This is a genomic window from Actinoplanes flavus, assembly GCF_017592555.1.
GTDB classification, from domain to species: domain Bacteria; phylum Actinomycetota; class Actinomycetes; order Mycobacteriales; family Micromonosporaceae; genus Actinoplanes; species Actinoplanes flavus.
Genome location: NZ_JAGFNS010000008.1, coordinates 248733 through 269275 on the forward strand (window position 1 = coordinate 248733; position 20543 = coordinate 269275).

Consider the following 20543-nt stretch of genomic DNA (forward strand, 5'->3'; position numbering starts at 1 on the left):
GCCGCCGATATTCTGATCCTCCGTGCTTGCGGTAGGTGAGCCGGGAGGGGCCCTGCCCTTCTCGACACACAGGAGCCGCAATGCGCCGGGCGCCCGCCCTCCCCTTCCTGCTCGTCACCGTCTTCCTCGACATGCTCGGCCTCGGCCTGGTCGTGCCGATCCTGCCTGCCCTGATGACGGCCGTCGCCGCCGACGTGACGGCGGCCGCGTTCTGGTCCGGGCTGCTCGGCTCGGTGTACGGGCTGCTCCAGTTCGTCCTGTCGCCGCTGCTGGGGCGGCTCTCCGACCGGTACGGACGACGCCCGGTCCTGCTCGTCTCGCTGGCGTGTCTCGGCTTCGACTGGCTGGCCCACGCCGTCGCGCTGAGCCCGTGGCCGCTGCTGCTGTGCCACGCGCTGGCCGGGGCGTTCGCCGGGACGAACACCGTTGTCAACGCGTACATCGCCGACGTCACGCCGCCGGACGGACGGGCCCGGGCGTACGGGCTGATCGGCTCCGCCTTCGGCCTGGGTTTCGTGGCCGGGCCGGTGCTCGGCGGGCTGCTCGGCGCGGTCGACGTGCGCGCGCCGTTCTTCGCCGCGGCCGCCCTGTCGCTGGCCAACGTCGCCTACGGCTGGTTCGTGCTGCCCGAGTCGCGGCCCGGCGACCGCACCACCCCGCTGACACTGCGGGCGACCAACCCGTTCCGGGCGATCGCCGAGGTGCTGCGCCGGCCGGTGCTGGGCCGGCTCGCCTACGCCCGGCTCTGCTCGGACGTCTCCCGCATGATCTTCCAGTCGGTGTGGGCGTTCTTCCTCACCCACCGGTTCTCCTGGAGCACCGCGCACGTCGGCACCGTGATGGCGGCATCCGCGCTGGCCGGGGCACTCTTCCAAGCCCGGGCCGTCGGCCCGATCGTCCGGCGGCTCGGCGACCGGCGGGCCGCGGTGGGTGGCGGTCTGGTCAGTGCGACAACCCTTCTCGGTACGGCGTTCGCCGGCGAACCGTGGCACCTCTACACGATTCTGGCCGTCGGGGTGCTGGGCTCGGTCGGCGGTGCGGCCGCCCAGTCGTGGATCTCCCGCGTGGTGGGCGACGACGAGCAGGGCGCCGTCCAGGGGGCGCTGACCGGAATCGGGGCGGCCGCCGAAACGGTGGTGCCACTGGCGGCGGGTGTGGTTTTCGGAGCCTCACTCGCGTACGGATCAGCGGGTTTGATCTTCGTGGTGGCCGCCGGGTTCGCGGCCTGGTCCGTGCTGATCACCGCACGTTGCTGATCATTTTCTGCAGCACCCGCAGCGTGGTCACGTAGTCGGCGTCGGCTATGCCCTCGTGGATCCGGGCGCGGATCGCGGGGGCGTGGCTCTTCATCCCGACGCGCGCCGCCTCACCCTCCGGCGTGATCCACCAGCGGCCGTCGTCCTCCCGGAGCCAGCCGCGCCCGGCCAGCACCGCCGCCTCGGCGGCGAGATCGTCCTCGGGCCGCAGGTAGTCGCTCATCGCCTGCCGCAGCTCGGGGACGGTCCGGCCGCGCTCGTCCGGGGACAGATCATTCGCGGACAGGTTGCGCAGCAGCCAGAACTGCGGCTGGGAGAATCCGGCCTCGGCCTGGCGGGCCCGGGTGAAGGCGATGAGCGCCTCGTAGGCGACACCGGTCCAGTAGGCGGCGGGCTGTCCGGCGAGTTCGGCATCGGTGAGCTGCATGTTGACGACCGTAGAACCTCAATCAATGTTGAGGTCAACGCTCGGGCATGATCTATACATGGATCTTCCCTTGCACGATCCGCTGTTCTGGGCGCGGTACACGTTCGCCTACGAGGACGAGGACCGCGTCGGCGACCTGGCGGACCAGATCGAGGACGTCGACCTCGATGACGACGACGAGGACATCGAGGGTGTCGAGGTGGTCTTCGACGTCGGCGGCGGCTGTCGCCTGGTGCTCGACGTCGCCCTCGACCTCGACCAGCACGAGTTGGAACTGATCGTGCCCGGCCGCAAGAAGCCCAAGACGCTGGGCTGGGACGACATGGTGCAATGGCATCCGCACGCGCTGCGCTGGTCCGAGCTCGACCTGATCTGTCGGGCGATCGACCCGGCGCCCGGCCCGGCGCTGGCGCTGCTGTGCCGGTTCGCCGCGGTGTTCGAGGACGACGACGTGGACGCCGCCGCGGCCACGGTGGACGCCGCCTACGCGTCGCTGCGACCCGAAGGCTGGACCGGGTACTGGCCCAGCGCCGCCGAGTGGCTGGAACGCAACGACCTGCGCGGGCAGGCGGTCACCTGGCACACCGACGGGCAGGGGCGGCACTGGGCCAGGCAGAAGGACTGGAACCAGGAGAAGGACTTCTACAGCATCCGTCAGGGGCCGGACACGTTCCCGCACGACGAACTGCGGACCCTGCTCGAGGCGGCGCGCCGATGATCCGGGCCGTCATCATCGACGTCGACGACACCCTGTGCATGACCGAGGCGGCGTCGTTCGTACTGGAGAACGAGGTCCTCGCGGCCATGGGCCGTCCGCCGATGACACGCGAACTGCACCTGGCCACCTGGGGTGACCCGCTGCTGGAGGCCATGCCGAAACGCTCCCCCGGCATCGACCTGAACATTTTCGGCCCGCTGTTCCAGACCGCCATGGAACGGCACGTCGCCGACGGGCTCCTCGACGTCATCCCCGAGGAGAACCTGAACGCCCTCGACGCGCTGATCGAAGCGGACCGGTCGGTGCTGCTGCTCACCTCCCGGGCCGAATCGGAGATCCGGCACATGCTGGAACCCGGCCACGCCGTCGCGAGCCGGGTGTCCGGCGCCTACCACCGGGGCAACACCCGGTACGGCAAACCCGACCCGCGCGCCTTCGACGAATTGCTGGCGCACACCGGGTTGTCGCCGGCGCAGTGTGTCTACGTCGGCGACTCGCCCGGTGACGCGGTGGCGGCCGGTGGCGCGGGGATGGCGTTCATCGCCTGCCTGCAGAGCGGCGTACGCCGAATCGAGGACTTCGACGGCCGGCACGTGACCGCGACGATCGACGCGTTTCCCGAGGTGGTGCCGGTGGTGGAGCGGCTCAGCCGAATTCCAGGCTGACCCGGTGCCCGCTGGACGGCCAGGCGGGCACGCTGAGCCGGGTCCGACCGGCGCCGCGCTCCTGCGCGATCACCTCGACGGTCGCGCCCGCGTGCCCTCTCCCCGCGTCCGCCCGTGCCGCGTCCGCACTCCCCACGTCCGCCTTCCCGGTGTCCGGACTCCCCGCGTCCGCCTTTCCGGTATCCGCTCTCCCGTTGTGCGCCGGGATGAACAGGTCGACGCCGGAGATGAACGGCTGTGCGATGAACTCGGGCAGCGGCGCGGTCAGGTCGGTGACGCCGTCGCTGTCGTCGTCGAAGGCGAAGATGCCGATCACCCGCCGGTTGTGCGGGGCGGTCGCCGGGTTGAGGATGTCCTGCCCGTTGATCCACAGGTGGTCGCCCTCGCCGCCCCACCACTCCTTCTGCCGCTGGATCGTCAGCGCGGTGTGCCGGTCGCTGGTGTCGACCAGGGCGCCCAGCCCTTCGCCGGGACGGCTGGTGAGCAGACGGACGAACGTGTCCGTGCGGCGGAACGGCTCGAAGTAGAAGTGATGCACCGACTGCCCGGCCCGGAGCAGGGCGAACTCGTACCGGGCGTGCGGGTCGAGCGGCACCGGGCCGAACGCTCCCCCGGCGCCGACCGCGATCCGGGCCACCGGCCTGGGCCGCAGTCGCCGCCCGGTCGCGTGGTGGACCGGGTAGATCTCCAGCTCGGCGTCGGTGACCCCCGCGTTGCTGGGGAACAGCACGGCCCGGCCGGAGACGTGCGCGATCCGGGTGGATCGGACCTCGACGGTACGGGGATCGCAGCCCCGCAGGAACCGGTGGATCGCCGAGAACGACTCGGCCGACGACACGGTCTGGGTGTGCGACTGTTCCGGGAAGGAAACGTTGGTCGCGCCCACCACGGTCCGGGCCGGGTCGCCCTCACCCCAGATGGCCAGCGTCGGCACCCCGCCGGGCAGCGCCGCCGCGGGCCGGCCGTCCAGGTTGACGTAGTGCGCGACCCGGGCGGCCCGCTCGGGTGAGCTGTTGAGGTAACCCTGGGTGACGTAGGTGCCGAGCGAGTGGGCGAGCAGGTCGACCCGGTCGGCGCCGGTGGCGGCGAGCAGGCGGTCGATGCGGGCGTCGAGCCCGGCCCACACGTCGGCGAGGATGGCGACGATGTTCGGGGAGTCGTACTCGTGCGCCTCGATGACTCCCGCCGGGTAGCCGTTGCTCGCCAGACGTTTGGCCTGCACCCGGAACTGCATCGCGGAGCCGGCGCTGCCGTGGATGAAGATGGCCGGGCGTGGGGCGGCCGCGTGCGCGGGCTTTCCCGATCCGGCGGCCGCGTGCGCGGGCTTTCCCGATCCGGCGGCGGCATGTGCCGGCGTGGCTGTTCCGGCGGCGAGCGCGGCGCCGGCGGGCAGTGCGATCAGCGTACGGCGAGTAATCCCCATCGACTCTCCCGATAGACAGCGGTGATTGTTGCACGGTGAGTGCGATTATTGCCGCTGTCTATCGGTCACACCAGAGCCGGAGCTCCCGAATCGCAGCTCACCGTCATCGTGACCAGCCGGTTGCCGTGCTTGAAGGTGACCGACGGAGCCGCCGCCGGACCCGGATCGGCGGACTGCATCTTGTACGAGCCGGCCGCCTTCCAGGAGAGGATCTCGGCATCCCCGCCCGAATGACAGGTCGCCACCACGGATCCGCCCGTCGAGGACAGGGTGCGCTGAACCGGAGCCGCCGTCGTGGTCGTGACCTCGACGGTCGGCGTCGGGGTGGGGCTGGTCGTCGTGGCGGTGGGCAGCGCTTCCGGCGGTGCCGGGGCCGTCAGGGTGACTCCGGCCGTCGGCGCGGGCGGCGAGGTCTCGACGCCGGGCACCGCCTCCTGGGTCGAGACGGCCCGCGTACGGGTGACGGTGGTTTCGGGCGCACCGCTGCTCCCGGGGTTCGCCGCCGACGCCGGCACGGCGGCGGGCTCCGCCCCGGCGACGGTTCCGGCCGCGGCGTCCTCGCCGCTCACGCCGCCGTCACGAAGAAGCAGCCAGCCACCGGCGCCCGCCACGAGGAGCAGCGCGGCCGCGGTTGCCCAGAGGGCCACCCGGGGACGGTCCCGGGGCGCCGTTCCCGCAACCGGCACCGGCGATCCAGTCGAGCCGTTCTCCCCCGGCCCCGCCGCCCTGAACGGCTTGAGCGAGTGAGCCAAGTCAACCGCCCCAACCGCATGGACCGGACCAACCGCATTGCCTGGGTCGACGGCATTGACCGAGTCGGCCGCATTGACCGGACCGACCGCATTGACTGGACCGACCGGGTTGACTGGACCGACCGGGTTGACTGGACGGACCGGGCTGAGCGGACCGACCGCATTGACCGAGTCAGCCGCATTGACCGGACCGACCGGGTTGACTGGACGGACCGGGCTGAGCGGACCGACCGCATTGACCGAGTCAGCCGCATTGACCGAACCGACCGCATTGACTGGGCCGACTGGGCTAACTGGACCGTCTGCATTGAGCGGACCAGCGGCATTGATTGGGTTGACGGCATTGACCGGGCCGAACGCATTGACTGGACTGACCGCATTGACCGGGTCGATCGCATTGACTGGACGGACCGGGTTGACTGGACGGACCGGGCTGAGCGGACCGACCGCATTGACCGAGTCAGCCGCATTGATCGGACCGACCGCATTGACTGGGCCGACCGGGTTGAGCGGACCGACCGGGTTGAACGGACCGACCGGGTTCACCGAGTCGACCGCATTGACTGGGCCGACCACATTGACGGGGCCGACCGGGTTGAGGGGACCGACTGGGTGCAACGGACCGGCCGGGTTGAGCGGAGCGACCGCATTCAGTGGGTTGATCGCATCGACTGGACGATCGTCTGGCACCGGGCGCAACCCGGCGCTCTGTGCAAGGACCGCGGACGCTTCTTCGGCGCTGGGCCGCTCGTTCGGGTCCTTGGCGAGGCACCGATTGCACAGGTCGATCACCCGCTCCGGTACTCCGTCCACCGGCGGCAACGGCAACGGCGGCACGTAGAGGTGCGCCTCCAGCATCTGCCGGGTGTTCTCACTGTTCCACGGCGACCGCCCGGACAGCATGAGATAGAGGACGACACCGAGCGCGTACACGTCCGAGGCCGGCACCACCGCGTCGCCGACGAGCCGTTCGGGCGCCAGATAGGCGGGCGTCCCCAGCAGTTCGCCCAGCGCGTCGTCATCCGCCTCGTCCACCGGCTCGAACGGTGCGGCCCACTCGGTCCGGGCCACCGCGGCGATCCCGAAGTCGACCACCTTCGCCCCGGTCGGCGACAGGATCACATTGCCCGGCTTGATGTCACGGTGCACCAGCCCCTCGGCATGCGCCGCCGCCAGCGCCGCCGCGATCTCCGCCCCGACGCGCATGGCGAACCCCGCCACCACCGGCCCGGCGGACAGCCGGCGCAGCAGCGTTCCCCCGGTGACCAGCTCCATCACCACGTAGGGCAGCACCTGCCCGGAGATCTCCACCTCGCCGTAGTCGTGCACGTGGGCGATGTTCGGATGCGACAGCGCCCCGGCCGCCCGCGCCTCGAGTCGGATGCGTTCCCGCGACCGGCTGTCGGCGGCCTGTCCCGGTTTGACCATCTTCACGGCGACGGACCGGGCCAGCACCGAGTCGTGGGCCTGCCAGACCACCGCCATCCCACCGGTGCCTATCGGCGCCAGCAGACGGTACCGGCCACCCAGCACCAGTCCTTTTCGCGCGCCGTTCTCCGAAGCATCGCCGGGATCATTCATTCCCGGCATCCTGCCGTGATCCGCGCCGATTCGCATCCCACGTCGAGACAGCCTGGGCCATAAAGACGTTGTTGACACTTATCGGGAATGTCCTAATGTTTCATTGCCGATTTCCGGATCATTCGGACGGCGAAAGGAGGCAACGGGCGCAACGGTGCAGCGTAGCCACGCTGAACAGCACGTCCCCGAGCTGTAGCCACGCTGAACAGCACGTTTCCGAGCGGTAGCCACGCTGAACAGCACGTCCGCGAACCGTGACCACGCTGAACAGCACGTGCCCGAGCGGTAGCCACGCTGATCAGCACGTCCGCGAGCCGTAGCCACGCTGAAAAGCACGTTCGCGAGTGGTAGCCGTAGCTTTCGCTGGTCCGGGCGTGCCGTAGCCCGGCCCAGCGGCGGACAGCTCCCCCAGCACCGCCGCCACCAGCTACGGCGTCGAGGTCAGCCCCGGCACTTACATGTGGAGTGCGGCGTTCCGCCAGGTTGACGATCATCGCGAGCGCGATCACCGGCCGGAACGCGGCGGCCGTGCTCATGTCGCCGGATTCGCCCACCCACCGCCGACAAGGAGCTGGGTGAATGGATGTCGCAGGTCCGCCGTCAGGCGCACGAACGCAAGACGATGGGTCGGGTCCGGATCGTGGAGACGCGGAATCCGTAGTTTCGGACGCGCCGCCCAATCGGGTTGCCACCGTGGCGGCGGCGTTGTCGGATGGCGGCATGGCGTCGACGTGGAAGGTCTTCGATCGGGTGGCGGCCGACTACGACAGCGTGGTGCCGTTCTTCGCGGAGTACGGCGAGGCCATCGTCGACGTGCTCGGCCCGGCCGCGGGCAGCCGCTTCCTCGATCTCGGCGCCGGGCGGGGCGCCCTCACCGCGGCCGCGCTGGCCCGGGGGTGCGTGGTGACGGCCGTCGACGCGGCACCCACCATGGTCGCGTTGCTGGCCACCGATCATCCCGAGGTGGACGCCCGGGTGATGGACGCCGAGGCCCTGACCCTGCCGGACGGTTGTTTCGACGAGGTGGCGGCGTCCTTCGTGATCCACTTGGTGGATTCGCCGCCGACCGGGGTGGCCGAGGCCTTCCGGGTGCTGCGACCGGGCGGCCGGTTCTCACTGACCGGCGGCAGCGCCCGCCACCACGACGCCGAACCGGCGGTCTGGTCGTCCCCACTGGCCGACCGGGTGGATGCGCTGTTCCTGGAGTTCGCGCCACACATCCCGCCCGGTGGCGGCATGGGTTCCCCGATCGACGCGGCCGACCTGCTGGACGGGGCCGGTTTCGTGGACCTGCACGAGGACCACGCCACGGTCGAGATCGTCTTCGCGGACACCGCGCAGCTGTGGGCGTGGGCGCTGTCGCACGGCTACCGCGCCTTCATCGAGGGCCTGCCGGACCCGTACCGTGCCGGTTTCCGGGAGCGCCTGCTGGCCCTGCCGTTCTCCGACGGCCTGTTGCGCCGCCGAACCTGCGTCTGGTCCGGCCGCCGCCCGCCGGCCTGACCGTCGCGCGCCCTTCCACCGGTTCACGAGAGCGCCCGGCGGCCACCCGGCCCACCACCCGCCCGCGGAAACATCCGCATCCGACGACCGCTCCCGCCACCAACCCACGAGAGCACCCGACAACCGCCCGCCCAGCCACCGGCCTACACGAGCAAACGACAACCGCCCGCCCCGCCACCGACCCACACGAGGGCCCGACAACCGCCCACTCCGCCACCGGCCCAGGAGAGCCTGTACGGCGGTGAGGACGCCACCGAGAACAATCCCGAACGCGGCGCCGACCAGGGGCGAGTCGGCGAATCGGGCGCCGCCCAGCCGGCCGAGGCCGATCGTGTACGCCGCCCACGCCACCCCGGCCAACAGGGTGAACAGGCGGAACCGGCCCAGCGGCAACGCCACCTGACCGGACGTCATGGTGGTGGCGGTACGCCCGCCGGGCAGGAATCGGCCGATCAGCAGGGCGGCCGCACCGTACCGGGTCAGCGCCCGCTCGGCCCGCGCCCGGGCGGCCGCCAGTCCCCGGTTCGTGACCCGGGCGCCCGCGCGGCTGCCGATCAGGTAGGCCACCCGGTCACCGGCCACGCCGCCGGTCACCACGGCCACCGCCAGCCAGAGCAGGTGCGGCGACCCGGCCGTGGACAGGGCGCTCAGTCCGATCACCACGGCCTCGGACGGCACGACTGGCAGGAACCCGTCGATCGCCACGGCCAGGAAGACGATGACGTACAGCCATGGCGAGCAGATCAGCGGCATCAGATGGTCCGCCATGGTTTCCTCTCCCCGTCGGTGTACTGCCATCGACCGTACGAATCGGAGAGACTCGGGACCATGGTGCGTACCTCCCCGCCGGGGGTAGGGCTGGCACCACCAAGAGACGGGGAGACATGGTGACCGAATTCGCCGACCGGGACCTGCGGGGTGCCCGGTTCGAACGCTCGACGCTGGCCGGCGCCGTGATGCGCGGCGTCGACGTACGCGGGCTGGACATCGACGCGCCGTGGCTCGCCGACGGCCCGCTGCTGGTCAACGGCGTGGATGTGGCGCCGCTGGTCGAAGCGGAGTTGAATCGCCGGTTCCCGGGCCGTGACCTGCGCACGGCGACCGATCCGGACGGGTTGCGGGCGGCGTGGGCGGCGGTCGAGGTGGCCTGGCGGGCCGCGGTCGACCGGGCTGGGGCGATGCCGTCCGGCGCGGTGGACGTGTCGGTCGACGGCGAGTGGTCGTTCGCGCAGACGTTGCGCCACCTGGCGTTCGCCACCGACGCGTGGCTGGGCAAGGGCATCCTGCGGCTTTCCGAACCGTTCCACCGGTTCGGCCAGCCCCACGCCGAGTACGAGTCGGACGGCTACGACCTGTCGATCTTCGTGAAGGAACCGCCGTCGTACCCGGAGACCCTGGCCTACCGCGCCGGCCGTCAGGCGATGGTCCGCGACTTTCTCGCCACCGTCACCCCGGATCTGCTCGCCGAGCCCCGCGTCGTTCCCTGGTCCGCCGACCGCGAGAAGCCGGTCCTGCACTGTCTGCACGTAATCCTCGACGAGGAGTGGGAACACCTCCGCTTCGCCCTACGTGACCTGGATCGCGTGTAGACGGGATCATCCACGAGGGATGAGGACCCGCCTGACCCGGGCGGCCGACCATTGTGGGCATGCGGTTCATGGCGAATTCCCGTCCGGCGGACGGTGTCACGGCGGGCCAGCTCGCCGAATTCTTCGGCGAGCACGGATTCTCGGCGGCGGCCTGGAACCTGGTGCGTCACCGCGTGGTGACCGAATATGCCCTCAAGGTGGGCGACGTCCCCGGCGTCGTGCTGTTCCTGGAGACCGAGTCGGCCGACGAGGCCACCGCCGTCCTGGCCGGCCTCACCGCCGTCCAGAACGGCCTCATCACGTTCGATCTCGACCCGATCGGCAAGACCATGAGCCTCGGCGTCAGCTCGTGACAACCCCTTCATCGGTACGCCGGGCGCTGTCCCGATGCCGTTGGACCGTTCCACCCCGGCCACCGATCTGAGCCCGGCGGGCGCGGCACAGGCGGGAGTGGGCAGCCCGCTCGCGTGGCGGGGCGGAACGGTCCGAACGGAGGAGGACGGTGGTTGCGCGTACCGGATCAGATCTTGAATTTGGTCTTGTAGGTCCTGGTGTTGCCGGCCTTGTCGGTCGCGGTGACGGTGACCGGGAAGGTGCCGCGGCGGCCGGACGGCTTCCACTTCATTTTCCACGGGCTCTTCGACGAGCTCAGTGTGTACTTCTTCGAGCGGGCGGTAATCACGGCCTTGACCTGCTTCAGGCCGGTGGTGTCCCGGACCGTTGGCGTGATCGTTACGGTGGTGCGGGTTTTCGACACCTTGACCTTGGAGATCGTCGGTGCGGTGTTGTCGAAGAGCAGCGAACGGCTCGTCGAGCGGGTGTCACCGGCCGGGCCGGTGGCACGCAGAGTGAGCGTGTGCGTGCCGGTGAGCCCGGCGCTGTCGACCGTGAACGACCACGGCGCCCGGGTGTCCGTGCCGATCACCTTCCCGGCGCGGATCAGATCCACCCGGGCGGCGCCGGCGGCGGTCGCGCTGACCGTGATCTTTCCGCGGCGCGGGGTCGAGGAGGTCGCGGGCGCGGTCCAGGCGATGGTGGGGGCGCTGGTCAGCGCCTTGATGGTGGCTTCGGCGTCGACCCGGCCGTAGGAGACCCAGGAGCCGACCGGGTGGGCGGCCGCCTCGATGGCGGCACGGACCTGCGCGGCCGTGACGCCGGTCCTGGCGGAGAGGCCGAGCGCGGCCACGCCGGCGACCACGGGTGCGGCCGACGAGGTGCCGGTGAACCAGTAGTAGTCGCCGTCGTCGGCTTGCGCCGGGTTGTCGCCCGGGGCCGCGACGTCGACCCAACTACCGTTGTAGTTCGACCAGTCGAATCGGCCGTCGGTTTCGGTGGATCCGGCCACCGCGATCGCCTTCGGGTAGGCGGCCGGGTAGACCGGGGTGGTGACGCCCTCGTTCCCGGCGGCCGCGATCACCACGACGCCGTGACCGGCCGCGTAGGTGACCGCCTCGGACAGGATCGTCGAACCGTCCTGCCCGCCGAGCGACAGGTTGATGATGTCGGCGCCGTGGTCGACGGCGTAGACGATGCCCTCGGCGATGTCGTCGTGGCCGCCGCTGCCGTCCGCGCCGAGGACCTTGACCGGCAGGATTCGGCAGGTCCAGCAGATTCCGGCCAGTCCGGTGTCGTTGTCGCCGGCGGCGGCGATCACGGTGGCGGCCAGGGTGCCGTGGCCGTTGTCGTCGGTGGGGTCCGCGTCGTCGTTGACGAAGTCGTAGCCGGGCAGGACGCGGCCGGCGATGTCGCTGACCGCGGTGACGCCGGTGTCGACGACGGCGACCGTGACGTCCGGGCTTCCGGTGGTGACGTTCCAGGCGGCCGGCGCCTTCACGATCTTGGTGCCCCACTGCTCGGAGTACACCGGGTCGTTGGGGGTGAGCAGCGCCGACGCGGTGGGGGTCGGCTCGACGTAGCTGACGTCCGGGTTGCCGGCGAGCGCGCGGGCCGCGTCACCGGTGACGGTCACGGTGACCGCGTCCAGCTGCGGGGTGGCGTCGCTGTCGATGACCCGGACGCCCGGGGTGGCGTCGAGGTCCCGGACGGTGTCGGCGGCGGTGGCGCCGGGACGCAGGCCGATGGTGACGGTGTTCGCGGACGGCTCGGCATGGGCGGGCGCCGCCGCGTGCGCTCCGGAGAGCGTGGCCGCGACGACGGCGACGGTCAGAGTTCGATACCACACACCACCAAAAGGTACGTATGTTCGACTTCTCCGACCTTCGGGTGCACGCCCTGAAAAGTCCGACTGAATCCCGCTACTTGAGCGTTTTTCGGTTGAACCTGTGCGGCGCGCTCATCCGCCGCGGTGGTGCTTCTTCACGAAGGTGTAGCCCGGCTCCAGCGTGAATCCGTCGATCTCCTCGGTCTCCATCGCCTGTTGATGCAGGTTGAGCTGCTTCTTCGACGCGTGCGCGCCGGCCGGCAGCCGCCGGACGAACCCGTTCACCCAGTGCGCCCGGTGCTCCCCGCCGGGCCCGTCGCCGTGTTCGCCGGACTCCCCCGGCAGCGGCGCCTGCTCCACCAGCGGCGCGTAGAACAGCAGGTCCAGGGTCTCCTCGCCGGCCACCGCCGGATAGTTCAGCTCCCCGTCCGGCCCGGTGCTGCCGGTCACCCGGGTGACATAGCCCTCGCGCAGCAGCTGCTCGACCGCGTTCCGCAGCAGGAACTGCCCCTTCTTGCCCCGGCCCAGCCCGCAGTGCCGCGGCAGCTCGGCCTCGGCGAAGACGGCGCTGCCATCCTCGAAGACCCGCCCGAGCCGCCGCACCGCGTTGAGCACCTGACCGCGATTGGACACGCCGGGGTCGAACTCGCGGGTGATCACCCGAGGGTCGTACTCATGGAAGTAGTCGACGCCGTCCACCCGCATCGGCTCGTCCAGCACGACGGTCCGCAGCAGCACCTGCCCGTCCTTGCGGGAGACCGTGACCAGCACGCCGGGCCGCAGGTCAGCGGGCCAGGCGATCCCGGTGAGCCGCCACCCCGGATCCTGAACGACGCCGGCCTCGAACGTCTCCCGCGCCGGGGTCGTCCCCAGCACGCGATGATCGAGCACCACGACGACGGTCTCCGCCAGCGTCTCGGCGATGTCGTCGGGCAGCGGGCACACGGACTGATCCAGATCCGCCCGCACCAGGGGGAACCTGCGCGTCCTCACGCAGGAAAGATACCTCGCCCGGCATGACGCCCCACGGGCCCGACGACAGGGTCGATGTTCTTCGAAGCCGCATGGCACGATGGCCCGCGATGACGATCGATCATGACGACCCGCGGCTGCGGATCGACACCCTCACCTGGGCCGATGTCGACCCCGCTCGGCACCCGTTCGACCCGGGCACCGTGCTGGACGTGGTGCGGGCCGTGGCTCCGGCGGGCGGCGTGCCGGAGCCCTACCGGTACGACGCCACGCGCGGCTTCGACCACGACGCGGACCACGCGCGGTGGAACTGGCAGCGGGCGATGACCGTCGCTCTCGGCGAGCAGTACGGCGACTGGGCCCGCGGCTGGACCGCCGAGATGGCCGGACACACGGCTGACGGCGCGCTGATCGTGCGATGGAACGGCGCCCGGGATTCGACCACGACGCCGGAGGAGACGCTCAGTGCCGTCGCCGGGGCGCTGCTGGACTGGCGGACGTTCCTCGAGGACCTGGCCGAACTCTTCACCGGGCACCTGCCGCTGCCCACCGAACCCCGCGCGGCCGCCGCCGCCTGGGAAGCCACGATCACCTCTCTGGTCGCGACGGTGGCGGCCCGGTCCGGCGCGGACGAACACTGGTACCCCGTCTGCGCCCTGGCCCTGAAATGGTTCCTCACCGTCGCCGAGGTGCCCGGCGAAGATCACGACGCGCTCGTCGACGAGGCGATCGGCGGGCGTTTCTGGAGCTTCGTCTCCCCGTTGGGCGCGGAGGTGGCCGATGCCGCGGAGTCCCTGGCGGCGAGGCTGACCGGCGTCACGCCACCGCGGGACGGGTGGCCGGACACGTGGCCGCAGGACTGGCCGAGTCGGCGCAGCACCGAGCTACCCACGGCGATGCGGGCGCCACGGATCTGGCCACCGATGGCTCCGGACGCTCTCACGACCTGGCGACAGGTCCGGCAGACGGCCCGCTGGGAGCACGCCACCGAGCACGTCTCCGGTCCGGCTCGCACCGCACGCGACGGCATCGCCGACTACCTCTCGAAACAGAAGTACAGCACCGACCGCGTCCTCGCCGCACTGGACCTGGTGGACGCGGACGTGGCCGAGGGCGGCCCTCTCACGTTCGCGCGGCTGGAGGTGTGGCAACGGAAGGTGCTCGCCGTGGCGGCCGCACCGTTTCGCACCACGCACGCCTGGGCGCTGGCCGGCCGGGAACGGTACGCGTACCGCGACGAGCTGCCCGAACTGTTCGAGGCGTGTCTCGCCGAGGCCACCGACCCGGCCGTACCCCTGCCGTCGCGGGCCGCGCGGGTCTACCTCGACGTGCTGCACTTCCACCCGTTCGCCGACGGCAACGCGCGATCGGCGGCGCTCGCGCTGTACTTCGTGCTGGCCCGCGACGGCGTGGTGCTGGACCGGGCCACGCCGCTGCTGATGACCCGCTGGCCGGTGTCCGACGCCAACGCCGCCGAGGGCCTGGCCAGGCTCATAGCCGTCCTCATCCGGCAGATCCCCCGTTGACTCGGGACGAGAACCGACGGCCGCGTTTCAGGGTTTCTGGTGATCGAGGGTTCCGAGGCGGCCCTGCAAACCGTGGTGGGCGAGCAGGTTCGCCAGTTCGGTGCCGTTGATCAGCGTCAGCGGTTTTCCGTGGGCGAACTCCTGCGAGCCGGGACCGAATCCGGAGGTGACGACGAGGACGCCCTTGATGGCTCCGCGGTGCTGGACCGTGCCGTACAGGTCCCGGACGACGCTGGGTGAGACGGTGGCCCGATACCGTTTGGCCTGGATGACGATGAGTCCTCCGGTGATGGGGTCCGGATCGCGGGCCTCGACATCGACGCCCCCGTCACCGCTGCGGCCGGTCTTCGTCACCTCGAGTCCGCGAACGCGGAACAGCTCGGCCACCAGTTCCTCGAAGCGCCCGGGATCCATCTGGTAGAGGTCGTCCTGGTCGTCGACGGCCGCTCCCCGCGGTTCAGCGGAACCGCGGGCCCGGCGGCCGGGCCGTACCGGCTCCAGCCGCTCCGGGCGGGCCGACACCTGGGCACGGAGCTGACGAAGGCAAGCCGCCGCGTCGACCTCGGCGAGGTGCACTCCGCCGAGATCCTCCCGGCGGACCGTCGCGCTGATCAGGCAGCGCTCGGTGTCCTGGCCGGTGGCCGGATCCCGCGCCATGACGTAACCGTTGAACACCACCGACGTCACGCATCCGTAGTGGTCGGCGCGAAGCAGGTCGGAGACCACACGCAGGGCACTCTGGCAGATCGCGTCACGGTACAGCGCGGCACGCCGGCCGGCGGGCATCGCGATCCGCTTGTGCTCGTCGCTGGTCTTCACGTACCGGATCCGGTCGGCGTCCGGAACGATCTCGAAGCCCGGCAGCTGCCAGTCGATGATCAGCTGCCGATCGGCGCTGTCCCACTCGATCCCCACCTGGCGCGGGAACGGCGCCGGCCACCCCGCCGCGACGTACATGGCCGCGGTGAAATACTCCTCGACCGCCTCGCGTACGCCGGCCTGTAGTCGCCCGGGCAGGGCGTCGACCCGCACGTTGTATTCCGCGGCCTGCCGCTGCTGGGCGTACAGCCAGGCCTGATGCTGCCGCTGCGCCTCGTCCAGCCGGCGAAGCCGGTCGGCTTCCGCGGCCTGTGCCGCCTGCCAGTCGTGCTGGAACCGGCCGCGAGCGTGAGCCACCTGATCCGCGTGCGCCCGCCGGGCCGTGGGGTGGAGCGCCTGCAACGCCGGCAACGACGGCACCTGGTAGCGAGCGGGATCAGGCATCGGTATCGGCTGGGCGAGGACCCCGGGCTGGAACGGCACCTCCGGTGCGGTCGTCTTCAGGTACGCCGGCTGCAGGGGCGGAAGGGCGACACCGTCGATCAGGATCCGGCCCAGCGACATGATGCGCTGCTCCAACTCGGCCGTCTGCCGGGCCGCATCGGCGTCACGATCACGCTGGTAGGCCTCCAGCAGGGCCTTGTGCCCGCGGGCGGCCGCCCGCTGCGCGGCACGATGCGCCTTCTGCTGTTCCGCGTGGGCGGCCTCCCAGGCGCGCTGCTGCGCCTGCTGCTCGCGCTGACGGCGCCGCTGCGCCTCCACCAGCAGGTCGAGGACTCCGGGGTTGCGCTTTCCCGCCATCGGTGGTCCTTCTGGTCAAGGCGAGGTACGCGTGCCGACGACGGTCCACGGTGACCTGTCGCCGATCGGTCGCGTACGCACGGCGTGCCGCCGCGGTCGGCCGACCGTACCGCAGGCCACCCGGTGTGGATCTTCGCCGTATCCACTATTGTCCGGACGGGCATCCCCGGGTCCACCGAAGGTGCGCCGAGGATCGCGCTACGGTGGCGCCGTGGACGGCGATGAGGGTCGAGGCGGCACTGTCCATGACGACCGGGCCGCGATCGCGGTGTAGCCGCCGACGACTGAGCGGGAACCCTGCCGGCGAAATCGATGGGCCGGGCAGCGCCCGGGTGGCAGAGTTCGGCATCGATCAGACCGGACGACAGGGTGGGCCGATGACGTTGCTGCGCCAGATCCGCGCCGATTTCGATGCCGACACGATCGTGATGTACCAGGCGTTCGGGCCGGCGATCGCGGATCCGGCGCTGGCCGCCGGGCGATTCGTGGCCCCGTTCTCGTTCACCCGGATGACGTGGATCAAACCGTCTCTGCTGTGGTTGATGCACCGGAGCAACTGGGGTCGCAAGCCCGGTCAGGAACGCGTCCTGGCCGTCCGGATCACCCGCACCGGCTGGGAGCAGGCGCTGTCACAGGCGGTCCTCACCGCACCGGTGCCCGGGATCCACGGCGGCACGGCCGCCTGGAACACGGCGTTCGACGCCGCGAACGTGCACGTGCAGTGGGATCCGGAACGGTCGGCCCGGGGAGCGGCGCTCAACCACTACAGCATCCAGGTCGGCATCGGCCGTGCGCTGATCCGCGCGTACGCCGACCACTGGGTCGTCGGCCTCACCGACCTCACCCCCACCGTTCACAAGATCGATGCGCTGATCCGGTCCGGTCAGGCCGCCAAGGCCCAACGGCTGCTTCCCCCGGAACGCCCGTACCCGCTCGCCCCCGCGACCGCCCGCCGTCTCCAGGCCGACCTGGCTTAGGAGCCCGGACCTCGACCATCGAAGGTCCCCGAGCGTGAGCGGGGGCTCTGCCGTGAGGCCGACACTTCTCCGGCCGCCGCATCGTCGTATCGATGCGTTACGCTGCGATCGGTTTCGATCACGGGGGTTCAGATGGTATTCAGTGCCGGTAGTCATCGGAGGCAGGGCCCGGTGTTGGTCGCGGCGGTCGTTTCCGGTCTGGTGGCCGCCTCGGCGAGTCCCGCCCTCGCTGATGATCCGGACCCGGACACCACGGCGCCGGTGATCGTCGACCTCGGGGTTCAGCCGGGGCAACTGATCCCGCGGAGGTTCCGTTTCGAACCGGTCGTGACCGATGACGTCGGTGTCGTCAAGATCGAGGGCCTGCTCGGAGGTCTGCGCGATCACGTGTTCTGCGGAGCGGTGTCCTGCACGGTGGAGACCACCAACCGGGTCCAGCACGACGCGGAGCTGCCCCTCAGCCTCTGGGCGATCGACGCGGCCGGGAACAGGAGCGAGGTCGTGACCACCACGGTCCGCATCGACAAGGAGATCGGGCCGGTGACCCTGTCACCGCCGGTGAATTCCATACTGCCCAGCGGACCGGTCACCGTGCGGCTGTCGGGCATGGCCGACGACATCGTCAAGGTCGAGATGACCAGTTTGTTCGACGGTGGCGAGGTCCTGGCCACGCGCACCGAAGCGCCGTGGGAGTTCACCTGGAACGCTGTCGGCGGCACTACCCGGCCGCACTTCCGGCTCACCGACCGGGCCGGCAACACGGGCATCCAGGACAGCCGCTACGTGGTGGACGCTGAGGCGCCGGTCATCGAGCGTGTCGATTCGGTGAGCGCGTACTCGCCGGGCCGGGTGGATCTGGGCGGCGCCTGGGTCGGGCAGGTCAGTCGCCTGCGCGCCGTGATCCGCGACAAGTCGAGGATCGCCCGCTACGAGTGGCGGGTGGACGGCCGGATCGTCTCCAGCGATCCCACCCTGAGCTGGGTCCCGGCCAACCATCCCGCGGCCACGGCTGACATCTCCCTGCAGGTCTGGGACCCGTTCGGGTACACCGCGTCGACCTCGTTCACGGTGAACCTGGACAAGGACGCCCCAGCCATGACCGTCTACCCCGCCGAGGGAGCGCTGATCCGCGGCGCCACGTTCCGAACCGGCGTCAAAGCCACCGACGCGCACGGCGTCGCCTACGTCGCGCTGCAAGCACCGGACAACCCGGCCGGATCCCGGGCCGACGCGCACACGGTGTCCTCCGGAAGGGATGGGAAACGCCAGATCACCTGGCTCAGCGTGGACAACCTCGGCAACGCACGATTCGTCTGGCGAACGGTGATCGTCGACAACACAGCGCCGTCCGTGGCCTACCGGAAGGCCCCGAAGAACCTCGCGAAACTGAAGGCCAGGACCACGCTGACCGCGACCGCCGCCGACCGTAACGGCATCGCCCGGGTGCAGCTGCTGGTCGATGGCAAGGTCGTCGCCACCGACACGAACGCCACCTACACCTTCACCCTCAACCCCAAGAAGTACGGCAAGAGGTTCACCGTCCAGCTCCGGGCGTACGACAAGGCCGGCAACGTCAAGTACACGACCAAACGGGTCTACCGCCGCTGAACGGTTGCCGCGGCCCCGGCCATGCCGCACCGGGCTCGCCTTCCCCGCCGGTAGAACGTGTTCTATTCTCGGGCGATGACGCGGGTGGCATGGAGCGTTCGTGACCTGGCGCGGCGGTCGCAGGCGGCGGCCGGCGCGAAGGACCGTGCGGGCTGGCTCGGACTGTTCGCCGACGACGCGATCGTCGAGGATCCGGTGGGGCCGTCCCCGCTCTGCCCGGACGGTCGTGGGCATCGCGGGGCCGCGGCCATCGCCCGGTTCTACGACGACGTGATCGGGCTGGTCGACGGGATGCGTTTCGAGATCGAGCGGTCCTACCTGTGCGGTGACGAGGTGGCCGACGTCGGCAGCATCCACATCACCCTGCCCGGGGGTCACTCCACCCGGGTGTACGGCGTCTTCACCTACCGCGGCGACGGGGCGGGCCGGATCGCGGCGCTGCGGGCGTTCTGGGAGTTCGGCGACCTCGGCTGACGCTGTTCGACGGATCGGGCGAGCCGGCGGTCCGGATCAGGCGGCGGCCTTCAGGGCCCGCAGGAAGGACTGCACGATCACCCGCCGGAACGACCGGTGCGGCATTCGATCAAGGTGGTCGGCACCCGCCTTCTAGCGTGGGAACGCGCGGACGTCCCACGCGGCGCAGGGAAGGAACGCGGATGCTCGGCTCACAGGCCCTGGAAACCGCGATCGGGCTCGCGCTGGTGCTCTTCGTCCTGTCCTCACTCGCCTCAGGGCTGGTCGAGGGGGCCGCGCGGCTTCTGCGAAAACGGTCCAAAGACCTCGAAGAGACGATCGGGCAGATGCTCAGTGGCAGCGGGTCCTTCGACAAGGAGGCGAAGGACGCCCTGGCGAGGTTCAAGGAGACCACCATCTACCAGAGCGCGACCATCGCGGCCTCCCGGGGGCGGCGCTTCTTCCGAACCGGCGCCGGCCCCGCCTACCTCTCCGCGAAGTCGTTCGTGAACGCGCTCGAGGAATTGACCGACAAGGCGACCGAGGCGCCGGCCAAGGGCCTGGACGCCCGGCTGGCGATGCTCAAGACCGACCGTCAAGGGCTCAGCGCCGAGAAGCGGGCGACCATCGAGAACTGGTACGAGGAGACGATGAGCCGGCTCAGCGGCGCCTACAAGCGGTGGGCCACCGGCGTGCTGTTCGCCGTCGGCCTCTTTCTGGCGGTGGCCGGCAACGTGTCGATCTTCCACCTGGCGCAGATTCTCTGGCAACAACCGTCGATCCGGCAGGCGGCGCTCAATGCCGCCGAGCAGACCGCCGCGAAGAGCACCTCACCGGACGACCTGATCGACGAAAGCGTGAAAGCCGTGCAGGACGTGTCCGGGATCGGCATTCCGGTCGGCTGGCAGAGCGGCACCCATTGGGACAACCCGCTGTGGGCCACGTCGCACGTCGCCGGCTGGCTGGCCACCGCCCTGCTGCTGATGCTGGGAGCGCCGTTCTGGTTCGACGCGCTCTCCCGGCTGGTCTCGCTGCGGACGACGGGCGCGAAGCCACCGCCCGCGACGCAGAATTCATCGGCGTCCACCGCCGCGCAGGCCTCGGCCGGCGCATCGGGACCTCCCGCGGCGATCATCGCGAGCGCGGTCGCGACCGCGATCGAGGCGGTGGCCCAGCACGGCGAGCGGCACGGGACGGCCCGATCGGCTCCGGCCCTCGACGCCGGGCCGGGCGCGGCCCCCGGCGCCGAGCCGAGCGCGGCCCCCGGCGCCGGCTCGGGGACTCCGCCGGCCGGCTCGGGTTAGCGCGACGG

17 protein-coding genes and 1 pseudogene are annotated in these 20543 nt (G+C 70.8%); 11 read left to right on the plus strand and 7 right to left on the minus strand.

What is annotated here, in order from left to right; genetic code table 11:
* The first annotated feature begins 80 nt into the window (after window positions 1–80).
* The gene (locus J5X75_RS14715) at window positions 81–1256 is read left to right on the plus strand and encodes an MFS transporter (RefSeq protein ID WP_208467925.1); all 1176 of its coding nucleotides are present in this window, start codon (window positions 81–83) and stop codon (window positions 1254–1256) included.
* On the opposite strand, the gene J5X75_RS14720 is transcribed toward J5X75_RS14715, so the two are convergent.
* Window positions 1240–1683 carry a winged helix DNA-binding protein gene (locus J5X75_RS14720; RefSeq protein WP_208467926.1) on the minus strand — a complete coding sequence of 148 codons (444 nt, stop codon included), beginning with the start codon at window positions 1681–1683 and terminating at the stop codon, window positions 1240–1242. The genes J5X75_RS14715 and J5X75_RS14720 overlap by 17 nt on opposite strands.
* A gap of 58 nt (window positions 1684–1741) precedes the next feature.
* Here J5X75_RS14720 and J5X75_RS14725 point away from each other — a divergent pair, with 58 nt between their 5' ends.
* Window positions 1742–2401 carry a hypothetical protein gene (locus tag J5X75_RS14725; RefSeq protein ID WP_208467927.1) on the plus strand — a complete coding sequence of 220 codons (660 nt, stop codon included), beginning with the start codon at window positions 1742–1744 and terminating at the stop codon, window positions 2399–2401.
* Complete coding sequence (locus tag J5X75_RS14730; protein ID WP_208467928.1) at window positions 2398–3066, plus strand: HAD family hydrolase; 669 nt, start codon at window positions 2398–2400, stop codon at window positions 3064–3066. Before J5X75_RS14725 ends, J5X75_RS14730 begins: the two co-directional genes overlap by 4 nt.
* Here the strand turns inward: J5X75_RS14730 and J5X75_RS14735 are convergent.
* Both J5X75_RS14735 and J5X75_RS14740 read right to left on the minus strand, forming a co-directional pair.
* On the minus strand, window positions 3047–4489 hold the full coding sequence (locus J5X75_RS14735; protein WP_238487950.1) for an alpha/beta hydrolase: 1443 nt from the start codon (window positions 4487–4489) through the stop codon (window positions 3047–3049). The genes J5X75_RS14730 and J5X75_RS14735 overlap by 20 nt on opposite strands.
* A gap of 65 nt (window positions 4490–4554) precedes the next feature.
* Window positions 4555–6822 carry a protein kinase domain-containing protein gene (locus J5X75_RS14740; protein ID WP_238487952.1) on the minus strand — a complete coding sequence of 756 codons (2268 nt, stop codon included), beginning with the start codon at window positions 6820–6822 and terminating at the stop codon, window positions 4555–4557.
* Between the two features lie 720 nt (window positions 6823–7542).
* Here J5X75_RS14740 and J5X75_RS44280 point away from each other — a divergent pair.
* Window positions 7543–8325, plus strand: a complete 783-nt coding sequence (locus J5X75_RS44280) for a class I SAM-dependent methyltransferase (RefSeq protein WP_238487954.1) — start codon at window positions 7543–7545, stop codon at window positions 8323–8325.
* 327 nt (window positions 8326–8652) lie between these two features.
* Here the strand turns inward: J5X75_RS44280 and J5X75_RS46390 are convergent.
* Window positions 8653–9123: pseudogene (locus tag J5X75_RS46390) on the minus strand (DedA family protein); the annotation flags it as partial.
* A gap of 89 nt (window positions 9124–9212) precedes the next feature.
* Between J5X75_RS46390 and J5X75_RS45960 the strand changes: the two are divergent.
* Together J5X75_RS45960 and J5X75_RS14755 are read left to right on the plus strand one after the other, a co-directional pair.
* A complete protein-coding gene (locus tag J5X75_RS45960; protein WP_208467931.1) occupies window positions 9213–9914 on the plus strand; it encodes a DinB family protein in 702 nt (233 codons plus the stop codon).
* A 59-nt stretch (window positions 9915–9973) separates the two neighbouring features.
* Window positions 9974–10267, plus strand: a complete 294-nt coding sequence (locus tag J5X75_RS14755) for a hypothetical protein (protein WP_208467932.1) — start codon at window positions 9974–9976, stop codon at window positions 10265–10267.
* 167 nt (window positions 10268–10434) lie between these two features.
* Here the strand turns inward: J5X75_RS14755 and J5X75_RS14760 are convergent, their stop codons facing one another.
* Window positions 10435–12096, minus strand: coding sequence for a S8 family serine peptidase (locus J5X75_RS14760; RefSeq protein ID WP_208467933.1), 1662 nt, complete (start codon window positions 12094–12096; stop codon window positions 10435–10437).
* A gap of 111 nt (window positions 12097–12207) precedes the next feature.
* Window positions 12208–13068 (minus strand): hypothetical protein, encoded by an 861-nt coding sequence (locus J5X75_RS14765; protein WP_208467934.1) that lies wholly within the window; start codon window positions 13066–13068, stop codon window positions 12208–12210.
* Window positions 13069–13157: 89 nt separating this feature from the next.
* Here J5X75_RS14765 and J5X75_RS14770 point away from each other — a divergent pair, with 89 nt between their 5' ends.
* Window positions 13158–14573, plus strand: coding sequence for a Fic family protein (locus tag J5X75_RS14770; protein ID WP_208467935.1), 1416 nt, complete (start codon window positions 13158–13160; stop codon window positions 14571–14573).
* A 27-nt stretch (window positions 14574–14600) separates the two neighbouring features.
* Here the strand turns inward: J5X75_RS14770 and J5X75_RS14775 are convergent, their stop codons facing one another.
* Complete coding sequence (locus tag J5X75_RS14775; protein WP_208467936.1) at window positions 14601–16193, minus strand: restriction endonuclease; 1593 nt, start codon at window positions 16191–16193, stop codon at window positions 14601–14603.
* 377 nt (window positions 16194–16570) lie between these two features.
* Between J5X75_RS14775 and J5X75_RS14780 the strand changes: the two genes are divergently transcribed.
* The 4 genes from J5X75_RS14780 to J5X75_RS14795 all read left to right on the plus strand — a co-directional run bounded on the left by J5X75_RS14780 (window position 16571) and on the right by J5X75_RS14795 (window position 20535).
* On the plus strand, window positions 16571–17170 hold the full coding sequence (locus J5X75_RS14780) for a DUF4291 domain-containing protein (RefSeq protein WP_208467937.1): 600 nt from the start codon (window positions 16571–16573) through the stop codon (window positions 17168–17170).
* Window positions 17171–17341: 171 nt separating this feature from the next.
* Window positions 17342–18778 carry an Ig-like domain-containing protein gene (locus tag J5X75_RS14785; RefSeq protein ID WP_208467938.1) on the plus strand — a complete coding sequence of 479 codons (1437 nt, stop codon included), beginning with the start codon at window positions 17342–17344 and terminating at the stop codon, window positions 18776–18778.
* A 75-nt stretch (window positions 18779–18853) separates the two neighbouring features.
* Complete coding sequence (locus J5X75_RS14790; protein WP_208467939.1) at window positions 18854–19252, plus strand: nuclear transport factor 2 family protein; 399 nt, start codon at window positions 18854–18856, stop codon at window positions 19250–19252.
* Window positions 19253–19434: 182 nt separating this feature from the next.
* Window positions 19435–20535, plus strand: a complete 1101-nt coding sequence (locus tag J5X75_RS14795; protein WP_208467940.1) for a hypothetical protein — start codon at window positions 19435–19437, stop codon at window positions 20533–20535.
* Window positions 20536–20543: the final 8 nt, after the last annotated feature.